This window comes from Paenibacillus sp. FSL K6-4396, from assembly GCF_038002525.1.
In the GTDB taxonomy this organism is placed as follows: domain Bacteria; phylum Bacillota; class Bacilli; order Paenibacillales; family Paenibacillaceae; genus Paenibacillus; species Paenibacillus amylolyticus_B.
Window position 1 is genome coordinate 6,158,661 of the sequence record NZ_JBBOCR010000001.1, and the last position, 16,819, is coordinate 6,175,479.

Consider the following 16,819-nt stretch of genomic DNA (forward strand, 5'->3'; position numbering starts at 1 on the left):
TGAGTTCTCTGTCAAACCACTATACCTAAAGCGCTGGCCACATCGAAAGGATACGGGTTAATTGTGATACAATCCGCGGTAATCCGTGGGTGTCATCCCCTCATGAGCCATGAACTGGCGATTAAAATAACTGGCATTGGGATACCCCGCTTCCTCCGCGATTTGTCCAATGTTGGCCGTAGGCCGTTCGAGTAACCATTGCTTCGCCATCTGTAGTCGTGAACGAGTGATAAACTCCATAGGTGTCATCTCTACAGCACTCTTGAACATTTTGCAAAAGTAATACGAACTCACACCTGCGAGATCCGCCCAGTCCTGTAACAGGAAAGGTTGACAGGCCTCTTGTTGCATCTGTGGAAGAAGTGCAAGAACCCGACTCTCCGCCTTACTTGTGGTACGTGTACTCTTTAAAGGTACTGCATGCTGCACGAACTCGGCGAGTACGGCATAGGTCAGTGTGGATAGCTGAGCCGGACGCAGCATTGTGTTCTGTTCCGCTTCAGTGAGCAAGGCCAGATGAGCCTCTTCCCAAGAGCTGCGTTGCCGCAGTGTCCACAATAGATTGCGGTGTAACCCCCGCTCGATCATATAATCATGCAGACGTTCACCGTAAAAATGAACCCATCGTACATCCCATGGATCATCTTCACTACTATAATAATGCTGCCGCTGCTGCGGGAAATAGAGAAACGCCTGACCTGCGCGAAGCTCATGTACCACTCCGTCCACTTCCACATATCCCTTGCCCGAAGCGACGTAGTGAATATTAAAGTTGTTCAGTGCGCCAGCCTCACGCAACACGGAATGCTGGACGTGGTCCATATAATGTCCAACGGACTCGGGATAACAAAAATATGGAATATCCTGCAGGGTAAGCAATACGGTTTGTCTCATCATAGCCGGTTCTCCTTGATCAACAATATTGTGTTAACTAACTTCAATATATTATCATTTTAATTCGCTGGTCTATTCATTATAATCACAATATACATTTATACACAGGAGGATACAACACATGAATTCAGTTCAAAAATTACGTTGGGGCATTCTTGGTAGCGCTAGCATTGCTGTGGAATCCGTCATTCCTGGGTTGCAGCAATCCGAGTTGAATGAAGTAACCGCGATTGCCAGTCGAGACGAAGATAAAGCCAAACAGACGGCCGAACAACTAGGGATCGACAAGGCTTATGGCAGTTATGAAGCTTTGCTCGCTGATGATTCCATTGATGCCGTATATATCCCGCTTCCGAATCATCTGCATCGGGAATGGACGATCCGGGCTGCTGAAGCAGGCAAACATATTTTGTGCGAAAAACCATTGGCTCTGACAGAGCAGGAAGCTCAGGAGATGGTTCAAGCTTGTGCAGATGCAGGTGTGCATCTCGCGGAAGCATTCATGTACCGCCATCATCCACGTTATGAGCAGATCAGGGATATCATTGCCAGTGGTGAGATCGGTGAGATCCGTGGTATTCACAGCACATTTTCATTTAATAACTCCAATGCATCCGGCAATGTCCGCTTTCGGAAGGAGTGGGGTGGCGGTGCACTGTATGATATCGGATGTTATTCCATCAGTGTTGCTCGCCTGCTGCTAGGCCAAGAACCAAGCGCAGTTACCGTTATTGGCATGTTCTCCCCACAGCATGATCAAGTCGATATGATGGCTTCCGGACTGTTGGAATTCGATAATCACGTTGGTGTGACGTTTGACAGCAGCATGTGGGCAGCCTTCCGCAACACGCTCGAAGTTCTAGGTTCTGATGGCATCATTGAGGTACCATCGGCCTTTATCGGTCGTCAGGATCGCAGTTCCAACTTCTATGTAACGGCTGGCGGTGAACGCAAAGAGATTGAAGTTCCGCAAGTGAACCACTACTCTCTGCAGGGAGATGACATGGCACGTGCCGTACTTCAGGGCAAGGATCTGCGCTTCGCCCCTTCCGATGCAGTAGCTAATATGAAAGTGCTGGAAGCTTGCCTTCGTTCAGCGGAAGAACGTACACGAATTACACTATAATTGAGAGGATGAACTGACTTATGGAATATATCGAAATTGCTGGTGCAGGTAAACGTGTCTCCCGATTGATTAAAGGAACCGATTATTTCGTGCATAATGCCTACGATAAAGCAGCTACGAACATGGATGCTTTTCTGTCGATTGGCGGTAACACTGTAGATACAGCACATATTTATTGTGGTGGACAGAGTGAAGAAGTCCTTGGTCGTTATATGAAAGAACGCGGTAACCGTGACCAGATCGTCATTCTCACCAAAGGCGCGCATCATGACCAGAATGGGCCACGCGTGAACGCTGATGCCATCCGCAGTGACTTGATGGAAAGTCTGGAGCGTCTTCAGACAGATCATGTAGAGATGTATGCCTTGCACCGGGATGACCCAAATATGCCTGTCAGTGTTATTCTTGAAGCATTAAACGAACATATTGATTCCGGCAAAATCGGCGCAATTGGCGCCTCCAACTGGACATGGCAGCGCCTCGAGGAAGCCAATGCGTACGCTGCGGCAAATGGCTTGAAGGGCTTCACATTCAGCAGTCCGAACCTCAGTCTCGCCAAAGCAAACGAACCTTTCTGGGCAGGCTGTGTGTCGGCAGATGCAGAGACACTGGCATGGCATGAGCAAACCAAGCTGCCATTGCTATCCTGGTCCTCCCAAGCGCGCGGTTTCTTCACGGGAAGATTCACACCTGAAGTTCGCGATAACGAAGATCTGGTGCGTGTATTCTACAGTGATGGCAACTGGGAACGGTTACGCCGGGCTGAACAATTGGCTAATTCGAAGAAAACATCACCCATTCAGATTGCACTCGCTTATGTATTGAATCAAGCGTTCCCAACCTGTGCCTTGATCGGTGCCCAGAATCAGGCGGAACTGCTCTCCTGTGACGAAGGGTCCCGCATCACGCTGACTCCTGCTGAAATCGCATGGCTGGATCTGGGCAGTGATGTACCTGCTGGCATCTAAAGAAAATTAATTATTCTATCATTAACTTTAATGAGTATAAGGGGCTGGTATTCCGCGATAACCCGGAATATCAGCCTTTTCTGTTGTGTAAAAGCGATCCAATATTGTAACCCTGTTGCACAATTACCGTATTACTGTTCTCTTTCCCCTACTCGGTTGGGGAGAAATATAGAAGGACTTACCCCAGAATGCATTTCTGAAGGTAAGTCCCTTATATCATGGATTAAGACGCATAGAATGTTAGAAATTGCACTGTCATTCGGTTGGATTACAGTTTAACGATCTGACCTGTTTTCTCGGATTCGAATGCTGCCAGAATCACTTGCAGGGAGCGTAAGCCCTCTTCCCCGGAAATCGCTGGAGGTGTTTGCGTTACAATTGACTCTACAAATGCGTCAATTACACCACTCGGCACTTGTTTCTCGTTGGTAGCCATGGCACCAACTTTGTACGTCTCAACTGTACCATTGGTCAGTTCAACGATCACTTCATCGCCTTCCACTGTTCCGATCTTCATAACACCATTCTCGCACCACAACACTGTACTGTTGTCTCCAGCTCTGTATTGCGTCCAGCTTGCTACCAGCGTTCCGATCGCGCCGCTCTTCATACGCAGCAAACAAGTTGCGTTATCATCAACTTTAGTACCTTCCTTGTGCAGTGTGCTGATAAAACCAGCCACTTCAGATACTTCATCATTCAGCAAGTAACGGATGAAGTCGGATTTGTGCACGCCCAGGTCGCCCATGGCGCCCATAATAGCTTCTTCTTTACGGAAGAACCAACTATCCGCTCCGTCCACACTCCATCCTTCTGGACCCGGGTGACCAAATGATGTACGGAAATTAAGAACTTTACCGAGTTTGCCGGAGTCGAGAATCTCTTTTGCTTTTACGTGTGGAGGCATCAGACGCTGGTTGTGTCCAACCATCAGATACACGCCATTTTTCTTGGCAGCTTCGATCATTTGCTCGCCTTCTTCAGTGGATACTGCCATTGGTTTCTCAACCAATACATGCTTGCCTGCATTGGCAGCAGCAATCGCCATTGGCGCATGCAGATAGTTTGGTGTACACACACTAACGGCATCCACCGTTTCGTTTGCAAGCAATTCTTCGTAACTGGAGTACGCTTTACCTCCGTAAGTCTCAGCCATCTTCTCCGCACGCTCCACAATCGGATCGGCAAAAGCGACAAGTTCTACGTTCTCATTGGCAGCGTACTCTGGAATATGTCTGCGCTCGGCAATGGCTCCACAGCCGAATACAGCAACTTTAATTTTACTCATGTATATAAGTCTCCTTTGACAAATAAAATTCAGCATTTTTCATAATTCGATTCAATTCGCTCTTTGGATTATGCAAAATGTTAGATTAAAATTGGCTCAAATAGTTCTGTTTCAACCAGTTGTAGCTGTTGGATACGCTCTCAAGCGGAGGGTTCTGACATACGTCTTGTTCCACGATCAGCCATTCCACGCCTGCATTCGTAGCCCCTTCAATAACAGCTGGCAGGTCAACCGAACCTTGTCCCAATTCCAGTGTTTTCATCTGGCCCTGTTCGTCTTTGCTGAAGTCCTTCAGATGAAGCAGCGGCAAGCGACCCGCATATTTATTAATATACTCGATCGGATTTTGTCCCGCAAATTGTACCCAACATACGTCCATTTCCACTTTTACCGCTTCCGGTGATGTTTGAGCGAACATGGCATCAAAGGCATTGGCATCACCAACCTGCCCATGGAATTCAAAGTCATGGTTATGGTATCCAAAGATCAACCCTTGTTTCGCTGCTTCAGCCCCATATTGTTGTAACTCAGCGAATAGCTTGGTCCAACCTTCTGCATTCTCAGGACGATCTTCTGGCATCAGGTAAGGGCAAATGATATATTGTGCACCAATTGTTTTCAGGTAATCGATTTGTTTTTGCAAGTCTTCGCGCATCGCATGTAGTGAAACGTGGCTGCTGAATCCTTTCAGTCCAAGTTCATCTAGTAGCGCTTTCATTTCCTCAGCTGGAATATCACCATATCCGGCAAACTCCACACCTTCATATCCAAGGGCCGCTACCTTACGCAACGTACCACGAAAATCTGCTGCAGTTTCATCACGGAGTGTAAACAATTGCAAACCAATATTAAGTTTTTTCATGTAGGATACACCTCTGTTCTCAAATTTGCTTTCATTGCTCTATCTGGTATCATCCTAACGCAAAACAGGCTAGAATGAACATATACAATATAGTCAGAACATGAACTATCTGGTCAAATTTTATTTCCATCATTTTGCATCTATTGAATGTACCCATTTGATTGCATGCAGGATGTACATATTGGGGGATTTTATCTTTGGATACGTTAGAGACATCTGTACTGATCTGTGACTACTCATACCACTATAAAGCGTTCACTCATAATATGAAGGGCGAGCTGCAAACCTATCTGTTCCGTCTACAGACAGAAGGTTCGTGCAAAGTGTATGTACAGGATGAAGAATTCAGGATGACTAGCGGGGATCTGCTGCTGCTCAAACCTGGCGACGACTATCATCTCGTGGTGGATGAACCACATAAGGAAGGACGCTTGTCCAGCGGAGATTATTATCTGTTCTGCGAGGGCAGTTGGATCGATAACTGGTGGAAAAGGCAGCAACGATCTACCGTGAGCCGGATTGGACTTGATGATAAGCTCATCAGCCTATGGAGAAATATGTTGCTTGAGAAACGTCGGGGACCTCTTGAGGAAAATGCGGAGCTAAAGGATGCGTTACTGCGCGGATTATGTCTATATATTGACCGGGCAATTAAAGAGAATATTCAGACCGATCGAGCAGTTTCCTCTGCGCTGAAGTTAAAACGTTATATTGAGGAGCATGCCACGGTTACGTTCAAGCTTGAGGAAGCGGCACGTTATGCCGGACTCAGCCTGTCGCGTGCAGTCCGTTTATTCAAGGAGCACTACAATCAGACCATGATTCAATACGCAATTGAGATCCGTCTGAATGCAGCGTTAGAACGCATGAAATACAGCGAAATGACACTGGAGCATATTGCGGAATCCTGTGGTTTTGCGAGCTACTCCTATTTCCACCGGGTATTCCGGGCGCACTTCGGTGTGTCTCCGGCGGAGTATCTCAAATCCAGACAGCATGAGCCTATTGATGATCTGGAGCATGTATGATGTTCAGTGTCAGAAACCCATGACCTTAAGAGGTTCATGGTCTTCATACATACCCATTAAATTCACATCTATCATAATGGAGCGATACATATGCTAACCCACCAGCGCAAAGTCCTCATCATCGAGGATGAATCAGATATTTCGCGCATTCTGCGAGATTATTTAACCAAAAATCAATATGAAGCCGCCGTGGCAGCCACTGGACAAGATGGACTTCAGATTATGGAGATTATTCAACCAGACTACATCATTCTGGATATTATGCTTCCGGACATGGACGGGATCGAGGTCTGTCGAGAGATCCGAAGGCGCAATAATATCCCCATCCTCATTCTAAGTGCCAGAGGCAGTGATACCGACAAGGTACTTGGACTTGGCTTTGGAGCAGACGACTATATGACCAAGCCCTTCTCGCTGAGCGAACTGTTAGCACGGATTAATGCCCACTTCAGGCGTTATGACAGCATGACTTCCGTTGGAGATAGAACAAATCTACTGCATCTTGGAAACCTGGTAATTGATAAAAAAGCCTATAAAGTTACATTAAACGGATCGGAAGTTTCTCTGTCTGCCAAGGAATTTGAACTACTTCATTACTTGGCAAGCCACAAGAATCAGGTATTCTCCAAAGCCCAGTTGCTCGACGCCATCTGGGGATATGCAACCTATGGCGATGAAAATACCGTAACCGTATACATTCGTAGACTGCGTGAAAAAATTGAGGCAGATGCCTCGCATCCGACCGTTCTGAAGACGGTATGGGGTGTCGGTTACAAATTCAATTACGAATAAGTGAGATTGGAGGCACCCACATGTCATTGAACAGGTGGTCCAAACGCTGGTTGTTAACAACACTTGGGCTTCTCATTATTATCGTTTCAAGTATCCTTGCACTGTCGATGATGCTGTTACAAGATCGAAATTCAGGCGAATCCAATCTGTCCCTGAATCAGGTTCGACTCAAGGTCAATCCGATCTTACTCGCTTTGGAGCAAAATCATCAGCATCTTAATGAACAAAATATTCGTGAAGTCATACGTTCCACCGCCAGAGAGACCGGGGTTCTACTTACCTATCTAAACTTGGATGGAAAAATCATTCTGTCCTCCGACCCCACCTCTGAAGGGACGCAAGTTAATCTGCGTTCAGCTCTCCATTATGATCTGCATCATGCCACGCAGGCCGCGGACGGTAACGATACGCTTGATATTGCGTTTCCCGTGATGGACGGACCGATGGGAAGTCAGATCGGCAATGCCATCTTTTCCATCCCCCAAGCGATGGTTACGATTCAGCAACCGATGACTTTTCCGGTTATATTGATTAGCGCACTCATGCTCCTGTCACTGATTCTGAGCTTATTTCTATTCTGGATGAAACGAAAACTGGACAAACACCTGCTCTCTCCCATCCATCAATTGAAGCAACATGCGGAATCCATGCTTAAAGGCAATTATGAAGAAAAAATCCAGTACAACCGGAACGATGAATTGCTCGAAGTATATGCCATGTTTGATCTAATGCGCACGGAGATTAAACATATGAGCGAGCAGCGTATTCAGCAGGAACAAGCACAAAAAGAACTCATCACCAATATATCTCATGATATTAAAACACCAATTACCACGATAAAAGCATACATAGAAGCTATTGAGGAAGGACTATGCAACGATCAGGAGACGCTGATGGAATATATGGGAGTCATGCGGACCCATACGGATAAAACGGCACGCCTTGTGGAGGATCTGCTGGTTCATGCACTTCAGGAATTGGGGCAAATTTCGGTGGAAACCCGTGAAATGTACAGTGGGCCTATACTGGAGACGATGTTGAAACCTATTGAACATGTTGTCCTAACAAAGGGGCTTATCTATAAAGGACCCAACTACATCCCCAATGTGTTAATCGCTATCGACCCCACTCGAATTGAACAGGTGATCTCCAATCTTGCCGCCAATGCCCTCAAGCATACAGCTCCAGGAGACACGATACGTATAGATTTGGAACTGGAATCCGGGCACTTGAAAGTGACGATTGCCGATTCGGGTCAGGGAATACGTGTACAGGACATGCCATTTGTTTTTCAGCGTTACTTCAGAGGCCATACGAGTCATGCAGAACAACATGTTCAGGAAGGTACAGGGCTGGGCCTTTCCATCTGCCAAAGCATTATTAAAGCACATGGAGGTCATATTTCCTTTACTAGTAAAGAAGGACAAGGTACTACCTTCCGGTTCTATCTGCCGATCTGCTGAGCCCACACTCCACAGCTGTAATACTTTATTCATAATTTGATAAGGCTTCCTCAACATCCCTCCTCTAGAATGAATCCTATACTGCACTTGGGAGTGATTCGACTTGTCCAAAAAAGTGATTATCCGTGCACAGAATCTGTGCAAAACGTACAACAGCGGAAGTGAACAATATCATGCCATCCGTAATGTTGATCTCGACATCTATGAAGGAGAATTCACGGTCATCATGGGTAACTCTGGCTCTGGCAAATCAACCCTCCTATACCTGCTAAGCGGACTGGATCAGATCACAGCAGGTGAGGTCTATTTTCGTGACCAGCGGGTTGACGCTTACAGTGAACGGGAAATGTCCAACTTCCGCACCCGCCGGATCGGTTATATCTATCAGAGCATCAATCTGGTCCCGGACCTTTCCATCAAAGAAAACATTGCTTTACCGGGATATATTGCAGGAAACAAAAAGAAGGACATCCTATCCCGCGTTGCTGAGCTGATGAATGCCATGGATATTGATGGACAACGTAACCGTCTCCCCTCCCAAACTTCCGGAGGACAGCAGCAACGAGCTGCGATTGCACGGGCTTTGATCAACTCGCCGGATATCATTTTTGCGGATGAACCGACCGGAAGCTTAAATATGGAACATGGCACAGCTGTTCTCGATATCCTTACAGATATCCATCGAAAAGGACAGTCGGTAGTTATGGTTACGCATGATATTAAGGCTGCCTGTCGGGCAGATCGCCTGATCTATATTCAAGACGGCAAGATTGGCGGAATCCTTGAGTTCGATACCTATGACGAACATCAAATTCAAGATCGTGAAGCGATTATCTTCGCTTTGGTTACGGGGAAGGAATAACGATGGCAGTCATGTTTAAACTTAGCTTGTCGTATCTGGGTAGGAACAAAATACAAAATGCGCTGATTGCGCTGCTCCTGCTACTCTCGACACTTCTTGTATCTACAGCTATTGTCATTCTGGCGAACACAGGCAATCAGTTTCATGAAATGCATATCCGCACCCATGGGTCTCATCAGATTCTGACTTTTGAGAAAGGGCTGAATGACCCGGAGACGGTGCACGATTGGTGGGCTTCCCAGGATGACGTTCAGGTGTCCCCGTTACTATCGTATCGTTCATTGTCAGGCATCATCTTGAATGAAACTCACATCCCTAACATCTACCTGTACATGTTTAATACACCTCCGCCGCCATGGGGTGTGGATGAACTTATTTTTTCAAGTGGAACACCCAGCACGACTCCCGAACCGGGCTCCGTCTGGATTCCAACGTCCATGGCAAATGCCTATCATATTTCGTTAGATGATACCATTGGCTTCAAAACCGGCTCAAGCACACTCGAATTGAATGTGTCGGGTATTGTCATCGACGTACCGTACGGAGCACCCTTCTCCAATACTGCACGGGTCTGGATGAATTCTGCTGATTATCAACGTGATTTCACGGCACTCGCTGGCAACGAGAATTACATGATCGGTATTCATTTCAACGATTACAGTATGAATTCATTGTATTGGGAACGGTACAATCGCGAGACAGGTACTCCGTTTCTGGAATCCAAAATGGAGTTCGAAGCGATCTCCTCTTTTTATCTGATTATTAACCAGGTTATTGGCTTCATTATGATTTTCATGGGCGTTGTCATGCTCTCCATCGCTTTGATGACCATCGGGTTCACAATTTCGGATGCCATACTGGCCAATTACAGAACGATAGGTATTCTCAAATCACTCGGGCTAACTGCCCGGAGAACAATAGGTACCTATGTCATTCAATATGCGATGCTCTCCATTGCTGCCATTATCCCCGGAATTGCACTTAGCGTATGGATCTCCAGGTGGATCATTAATATATCCGTGTCCTCTCTTCGAGTGGACCATCGGAACATTCCAGTCCAAGGATTGGACGCTGCCATTATGGCTGGTGTGCTTCTATTTGCTATAGTGATTCTGTCCGTTGTGTTATATGCCAAAAAAGCACGCAGCATACAGCCTGTGCAGGCCATTCGTTATGGTATGTCGGAGACAGATAATAGCCGGATGGCGGGCAAAATGAATTCACCCTGGGCACGATGGATCGGGTTCACACGACTGCCTGTGACTATGGCCCTTGGACTTCGACATTTGTTCAAAAACACCAAAAGTTCTATTCTAACCCTCCTGCTGACCACGATGGCATCCTCTGTATTGGTTCTAGGGTATGTTCTGCTGACCAGCATAACCGGAATCTATCAGACCGCAGCCCATTGGGGGTATGATAATGCCAACATCGCAGCAGTCGTGGTGAACAAAAGTACCTTCCCCCAGGCTGAGCTGAAACACGTGTTAGAACAGGATTCAAGGATCAGCAATGTGGGCTGGCAAGGGAACACAACGGGTGTCATTAGCCCGGAGTCTTCTAAGGGAGTGCAAGGCCCATCCATCAGTCTCAACTTGAGTGTACTGGACGGAAAATATCAGGAACTTGGGTTCACAACATTGAGAGGCGATAACCCTCACCATGTGAATGAGATTGCCATTGGTGTAAGTATAGCCCAAACATCCAATAAGGATCTTGGTGATCTCATCGACATCTATATTGAAGGAGAGAAGAGGACATTCCTCATCACAGGAATCTATCAGGCGATCGCCAACATGTCTGTTTCAGGCCGAATCACGATCGATGCCATGAGAAGTGTGAACCCGGCTTATGGTGAATTCGATGCCATTTTCATCAATGTGAAGGATATTACACAGGCGGATCTGATTGCCGGGGAATTGAACGAACAATTTAAAGATTTTGCATCCGTAGTCACCCAGAAGACATTGCTTGATTCAGTATACGCGGAAGCTGCCAATATCCTGATCTATCCCATGAGTCTGATTGGATTGCTGTTCATCGCTGTGACGTTCATCATTATTTTCAGCACCTGTCGGATCAATATCCGCAAAGAGAGCAGAAACTACGGAATATACAAATCACTGGGAATGACATCCCGCCAGATCCGATTCTCGGTCACGATGGGAATGATCGTACTGTCCTCCATCGGAGCGATACTGGGTATGCTCGTCGGCGTATATGTACTTCCTCTTCTGCTCGAACTGGTCCTTTCCGGTTATGGTATCGTCGAGCTTCCGCTGATCCTGAATTGGGGTGGAATGATACTGTTCGCCTGTCTAAGTATCATTGCAGCGGGTCTTGGTTCATGGTTCTCTTCGCGAATTATTCGTGGGGCATCGCCACGTATGTTGGTTATCGAATAAGGTAGTCAGGATTCTATAACGCAATAACAGCCCTTCCATGCCTTTATAAAAGGTGGAAGTGCTGTTATTGCGTTATGATTTAACTCCGCCACTTCTTCGCAAGTTCGCCAATCTGATGTGGCGTAGTTCGGCAGCAGCCACCAATAATTTTTGCGCCCGCAGCAACCCACTGTTCCGAAGCATCACTCATACTGCCACATGTACCCTGTCCACTCCACGTCTTCGTTGCTGCATCGTATACTTCTCCCGAGTTCGGATACACAATAACAGGTTTATCGCTGGTACGGCTCAAAATACCCACTGCTTCCGTCACCACTTCCATCGGAGCACAGTTCAGGCCAATCGCCGCAACCTGCGGCTCGGAGCCAAACGTCTGTGCACATACCTCAAGCAGTGTGCCTTCGCTGATGCTTATCCCGTCTTTTAAAGAAAAAGATAACCAGGCATACGCATGAGGAAACTCCTTCAGTAATTCAACCAGCACCTGAGCTTCCTGCAAGGAAGGAATCGTCTCAAACGCCAGAATATCAGCACCCGCTTCAATCAGCGCCGCCATACGCGGACGGTGAAATGCGGCAAGCGTCTCATCCGACACGCCGTAATGACCCACATACTCTGAACCGTCCGCCAGATAAGCGCCGTACGGACCTACGGACCCGGCAATAATTGGACGTAGACGAAGACAATTTCCTTCGCGATCCCCTGTACGATCTGTTATATACTCCTCATTCTCCACCGTCTCAGCACGTACCGAAGAAGCTTCTACAAGCTGACTTGTCGAGCTTTCTCTCCCTACTAGTCTACTCTGCACTTCTGCCCACACGTCATCTCTCGCCTGTGCAGCCAGTTCCACCGTCTTGCGGATCAGCTCCAGTGCTGCCTGTTCATCGATCCCTCTCTTGCGGAAACCATCCACCGTCGCCTGATAACTGGATGTAATCGCACAGTCGGCTCCTGCTCGAAAATAATCTGCATGGACCTGAACGATAACATCCGGATTCTCAAGTAACACACGAGCAGACCATAGTGGATCATCGAGATCACATCCATGCTGTTCGAGTTCCGTTGCCAGCGCTCCATCCAGAATCATGACCGGATGTTCACGCAGGATCCGTTCTAAGGGGTTAGTCTGTTGTGCTTGCGTCATGTACTTGTCCTCTTTTCTTATTCACACGTTCTGTCAGATAATAAGCAGCGTAACACACTGCAATAAACGGAACCCCACAATATAGCGCAATTCGCTGTGTCGGGTCAAAGGCAATACCTATGCATGAAGCCAGGCATAATATAAATGAAACAATTGGTACCACCGGATATAGTGGTGTGCGGTAGACCAGATCTTTGACCGCATGTCCTTCCCGGATATATTGTCTGCGGAACATGTATTGGGAGACACTGATACTCATCCATACCGCAACGACAGCCAGACCTGAAATGGAAACCAGTGTAATATACACGGTACCTGGCGCAATGATGCTGGACAGCAAGGCCAACGCACCACCCACCATACTAATCAGAAGTGCATTCAGCGGTACCCCGCTTTTGGTCAATTTGGCAAACCACGGAGAGATCGTTTTTTTGTCAGCCAGAGACCAGAGCATCCGTGAAGATGCATATAGGCCCGAATTGGCAGCAGAGAGAATCGCCGTCAGAATAACAAAGTTCATAATGTCTGCTGCATAGGGTACACCCACCCGCTCCATTACCGCTACAAACGGACTTTCCAGTACACTGGCATCCGACATGGGCAACAAGGCCGACAAGATAATAATCGTTCCGATGAAGAAAATAACCAAACGCCACAGCGTTGTATGAATAGCTTTCGGTATCGTCTTTTCCGGGTTCTCCGTCTCACCCGCGGCAATGCCGATTAACTCGGTGCCTGAGAAGGCAAAGTTTACAGCAAGCATGGTCATCAATATGGCTGTAGCCCCATGAGGGAACCACCCGGATGCGGTAATATTCGATAGAAATGGAGCCGGTTCAGAATCCGCCATGGGAATGAACCCAAACATGGCTGCGCCACCGATAATAATGAAGATTACGATAGTCACTACTTTTACAGATGAGAACCAGAACTCGGATTCCGCAAATAATTTCACCGTTAATGCATTAAACAGAAAGATCATCAGTGCAAAGAGCGCACTCCATATCCATACGTTCACCGATGGGAACCAGCGCTGCATCAGCAATCCAGCGGCTGTGAATTCGGAGCCAAGCGCAACAGTCCAGGTTAACCAGTATAACCAAGCCACCGTGTAGCCTGTTGCCGGTCCGATATATTTGGCTGCATAACTATGAAATGCTCCCGTCTCTGGCATATGAACAGACAGTTCACCAAGACAGAGCATCACCAGATATACAACGATGGCTCCGATTAGATAGGACAGAATGGTTCCCAGTGGTCCCGCCTGCTGAATGGTGTAACCTGAGCTGAGGAATAATCCCGTTCCAATGACTCCTCCGAGAGAGAGCATGACCACATGCCGTGCTTGCATTTTCCGCTGAAAATGCCCTTTGTCGTTGTTGTTTTCCATACCAGCTGCTCCCCTACTTCTTCATCCAGAAAAAACAAAAAAGACCCACTCTGCCTAAAGAGTGCGCCGTTACTGACAAATAAAAACAAACGCTCCTATCTATCAGGCTTTCACCCGCTGGAATTAGCACAGTATCCTTCAGATCTGTTGCTGAGGTTTCTAAGGGCCAGTCCCTCCACCTCTCTGGATAAGAAAATGATTTTTTACTAATATAGCGATCTATCATGAATGTGTCAACATTTAAATAATAAATGGCACACCTCGCTATTCCGTGGAAGACCCCGGATTGGTGATGGTGGTCTTTACCTCATACGTGATCGGCACGGTGCTAAAAATTTTATCCCAATCGTCTTTGACTTTTTTCCATGTTTTAGGTTCTTTGATACGCAAGCTATCCCGAAAATCCGCAACATCTACTTTATAGGTATGCTGCAGTTTGTATAACACCTGTCGAATCTGTTGTTCAGCCAGTTCAGCAAATTCTTTTTCCAATTCTCTGAGATAAGCACCTTTTTCCTCTTCCTCTGGAGCACGCCAATCCTCCATCAACCAGCCTTCGGATTCAGTCTTCACATGGAATGAAATATCATCGCCAACCACTTTTGGAATTATTTTTGTTTTTTTCTTCTTCATTTCATATACAACAGTGAATCCCGCTTTATTGTATGTCTTCAAGATGCCTCCTTTTTCTTTAGGTCTGATCCACGACAGCCCTTCTAGATCCGTTTGGCTGAGTTCCCCGATGAATTTGGTCGTTTTCCCATCAAAGATACTGGCACCGGAGAACTTGTCCTCTCCATTGAAGTTCAGTACATTCTGGAGCAAAAAGCTGGAACCGGATTGCATTTGTGCATCTAGTTTGGAGAGTAGAACGGGGTCCAGGATTTTATTGGACAAGTACGAATTACCTGTAATACCTGTAAGATAAAATGCTGGAATCCGGGAAGGATCATCTGAAGTCAGTACATCAGCAGCGCGATGATGGCTAATCAGCACCAGACAGTTAGGACGAATATCGTTATCCCGAAGTACAAAATCCAGCAGCTGGTCCAGACCATACTTTTTGGCGATATCCTTGGACACAACGATAACCTTCAGATGATGCCCGATGAGCGGATGATCTCGCCTTAGTGCAAACTGACGAAAGATTTGCAGCAAGGAATCTCCGGTAAGCTGTTCATTGGAGTAGGACGTTTTACCAGAAGCAGGTGACCCGGATTGTTGGCTCTTCTGACTGCTGGAGTTACCGGGAGCAATCTGTACCGTGGCTGTCACATTGTTCTGCTTGGAATACGCTCCTCCCTGATTAGCGATGTTTTTCTCAAATTCCGTCTCTTTGCCAATATCGATCCCAAGACCAACGTATACACTTAGATCCTCTATCTCCCGACTGCTCCAACATCCGGATATCGTTAAGAGTATGCATAATACAGTGGCTAAGCGTAACAACATACGGAATGTAATCATGCATGCTTGCCTCCTTTTTTACGAATCAGACTTAACAACAGTAGTACCAGAGGTAAAATGGCAAATAACCATACGGACACGTTACCCAGCATATCTCCTAGTTCGAAGGTATCATCCACGGTCTTGGGCATCATTGCTATCAGATAGATGAACGGAAGCAGACCGTACATAATACCTTTGATTTTTTTGGAACGGAACAAATCACGAATACCCACCGACGCGCAGTAATGTGTGATCGCTGTAGTCGAGAAAATTTGCATAATCCAGATGACCAGCAATAAGGATTCGAATCTTTCGAATATTAAACCTTGTATCTCAAAGCTTCTTACCAAATCCAGCGTTGGCCAGGTTCGCGTTTTGATCCCATCAAGGGATAAACTGCCTATGACCATGACAACCGTGATCAAGTAGATAATGGTGGATATGAATATCCCCCAGCTCATTGCTTTATTGCTTTTCTTCGGATTTTTCATATAGGCAGTCATGACTAACATCACCTCATAGCCCGTATAAGACAATAGTGATGGTTTTAGCCCTTTGAAAACGGGCATAACCCCATCACCGAGAACGGGTCTCAGATTGCCTATCTCGAATAACTGATTACTGAGCAAAATTTCAATTACAAATATAATGATCGTAATCGGCAGAATAATCTCGAACACGCGTACAATGACACCAAGCCCACCCGAGATCATATATATACCGATCCACATGAAGACCATAACAATTGCCCAGGTAGGGGTGCGTTCGAGTAGATACATTCCTGTCACATCAGCCATGACTCTTACTTCAAAAGCTGCAATGACCGTGAAATACATAATCATAGCAAATCCCAGTATGTAAGCAATCCAGTTCCCCGTAATTTCACGGGTGAACTGGAACACGGTTTCCCCCGGAAATCTGCGACACAGGGTAACCATAATTATTCCAATACCTGTAATAATCAGTCCAGACAGTATAATGGAAATCCAGACATCTGGTGTTCCTACAGCCTTGCTAGTTGTTCGAGGCAACGTCAATATCCCGGCACCAAGCATGTAATTGACAATAATTACAACGGCCTGTGTCGTGGTTAGCTTTCCTTGGGAGCCATTCACTTTAGTTCACCTCCAGACCTTCTGTGAGTT

General features: G+C 46.6%; 14 protein-coding genes and 1 riboswitch. Of the genes, 7 read left to right on the forward strand and 7 right to left on the reverse strand.

All coding sequences use genetic code 11. From position 1 onward, the window contains the following. Window positions 1-57 precede the first annotated feature (57 nt). Window positions 58-897, reverse strand: a complete 840-nt coding sequence (locus tag MHB85_RS27080; protein ID WP_091019159.1) for an AraC family transcriptional regulator — start codon at window positions 895-897, stop codon at window positions 58-60. A 118-nt stretch (window positions 898-1,015) separates the two neighbouring features. Between MHB85_RS27080 and MHB85_RS27085 the strand changes: the two genes are divergently transcribed. Together MHB85_RS27085 and MHB85_RS27090 are read left to right on the forward strand one after the other, a co-directional pair. Beyond that, a complete protein-coding gene (locus MHB85_RS27085) occupies window positions 1,016-2,020 on the forward strand; it encodes a Gfo/Idh/MocA family protein (protein ID WP_091019157.1) in 1,005 nt (334 codons plus the stop codon). Window positions 2,021-2,040: 20 nt separating this feature from the next. Beyond that, a complete protein-coding gene (locus MHB85_RS27090) occupies window positions 2,041-2,988 on the forward strand; it encodes an aldo/keto reductase (RefSeq protein WP_091019156.1) in 948 nt (315 codons plus the stop codon). A gap of 268 nt (window positions 2,989-3,256) precedes the next feature. Here the strand turns inward: MHB85_RS27090 and MHB85_RS27095 are convergent, their stop codons facing one another. Then, the gene (locus tag MHB85_RS27095; RefSeq protein WP_091019154.1) at window positions 3,257-4,276 is read right to left on the reverse strand and encodes a Gfo/Idh/MocA family protein; all 1,020 of its coding nucleotides are present in this window, start codon (window positions 4,274-4,276) and stop codon (window positions 3,257-3,259) included. Window positions 4,277-4,361: 85 nt separating this feature from the next. Continuing rightward, on the reverse strand, window positions 4,362-5,138 hold the full coding sequence (locus MHB85_RS27100; protein WP_105601958.1) for a sugar phosphate isomerase/epimerase family protein: 777 nt from the start codon (window positions 5,136-5,138) through the stop codon (window positions 4,362-4,364). A 197-nt stretch (window positions 5,139-5,335) separates the two neighbouring features. On the opposite strand from MHB85_RS27100, the gene MHB85_RS27105 reads away from it, so the two are divergent. The 5 genes from MHB85_RS27105 (at window position 5,336) to MHB85_RS27125 (ending at window position 11,688) form a co-directional block, all read left to right on the forward strand. After that, the gene (locus tag MHB85_RS27105) at window positions 5,336-6,166 is read left to right on the forward strand and encodes an AraC family transcriptional regulator (RefSeq protein ID WP_091019151.1); all 831 of its coding nucleotides are present in this window, start codon (window positions 5,336-5,338) and stop codon (window positions 6,164-6,166) included. 90 nt (window positions 6,167-6,256) lie between these two features. Beyond that, window positions 6,257-6,958: a response regulator transcription factor gene (locus MHB85_RS27110; RefSeq protein ID WP_192135719.1), complete on the forward strand. Its 702-nt coding sequence runs from the start codon at window positions 6,257-6,259 to the stop codon at window positions 6,956-6,958. A gap of 20 nt (window positions 6,959-6,978) precedes the next feature. Then, window positions 6,979-8,421: a sensor histidine kinase gene (locus MHB85_RS27115; RefSeq protein WP_192135717.1), complete on the forward strand. Its 1,443-nt coding sequence runs from the start codon at window positions 6,979-6,981 to the stop codon at window positions 8,419-8,421. Window positions 8,422-8,524: 103 nt separating this feature from the next. Continuing rightward, the gene (locus tag MHB85_RS27120; protein ID WP_192135715.1) at window positions 8,525-9,283 is read left to right on the forward strand and encodes an ABC transporter ATP-binding protein; all 759 of its coding nucleotides are present in this window, start codon (window positions 8,525-8,527) and stop codon (window positions 9,281-9,283) included. 2 nt (window positions 9,284-9,285) lie between these two features. Further along, on the forward strand, window positions 9,286-11,688 hold the full coding sequence (locus MHB85_RS27125; protein ID WP_341073999.1) for an ABC transporter permease: 2,403 nt from the start codon (window positions 9,286-9,288) through the stop codon (window positions 11,686-11,688). A 79-nt stretch (window positions 11,689-11,767) separates the two neighbouring features. Here the strand turns inward: MHB85_RS27125 and mmuM are convergent, their stop codons facing one another. The 4 genes from mmuM to MHB85_RS27145 all read right to left on the reverse strand — a co-directional run bounded on the left by mmuM (window position 11,768) and on the right by MHB85_RS27145 (window position 16,789). Continuing rightward, on the reverse strand, window positions 11,768-12,835 hold the full coding sequence (mmuM, locus tag MHB85_RS27130) for a homocysteine S-methyltransferase (RefSeq protein WP_192135710.1): 1,068 nt from the start codon (window positions 12,833-12,835) through the stop codon (window positions 11,768-11,770). Continuing rightward, complete coding sequence (gene mmuP, locus MHB85_RS27135; RefSeq protein ID WP_149846818.1) at window positions 12,813-14,225, reverse strand: S-methylmethionine permease; 1,413 nt, start codon at window positions 14,223-14,225, stop codon at window positions 12,813-12,815. The genes mmuM and mmuP overlap by 23 nt, the downstream gene beginning before the upstream one ends. A 92-nt stretch (window positions 14,226-14,317) precedes the next feature. Then, a riboswitch (SAM riboswitch) is annotated at window positions 14,318-14,419 on the reverse strand. A 70-nt stretch (window positions 14,420-14,489) separates the two neighbouring features. Then, window positions 14,490-15,692, reverse strand: coding sequence for a Ger(x)C family spore germination protein (locus MHB85_RS27140; protein ID WP_091019134.1), 1,203 nt, complete (start codon window positions 15,690-15,692; stop codon window positions 14,490-14,492). Next, a complete protein-coding gene (locus MHB85_RS27145) occupies window positions 15,689-16,789 on the reverse strand; it encodes a GerAB/ArcD/ProY family transporter (RefSeq protein ID WP_091019132.1) in 1,101 nt (366 codons plus the stop codon). The genes MHB85_RS27140 and MHB85_RS27145 overlap by 4 nt, the downstream gene beginning before the upstream one ends. Between the last annotated feature and the right edge of the window lie 30 nt (window positions 16,790-16,819).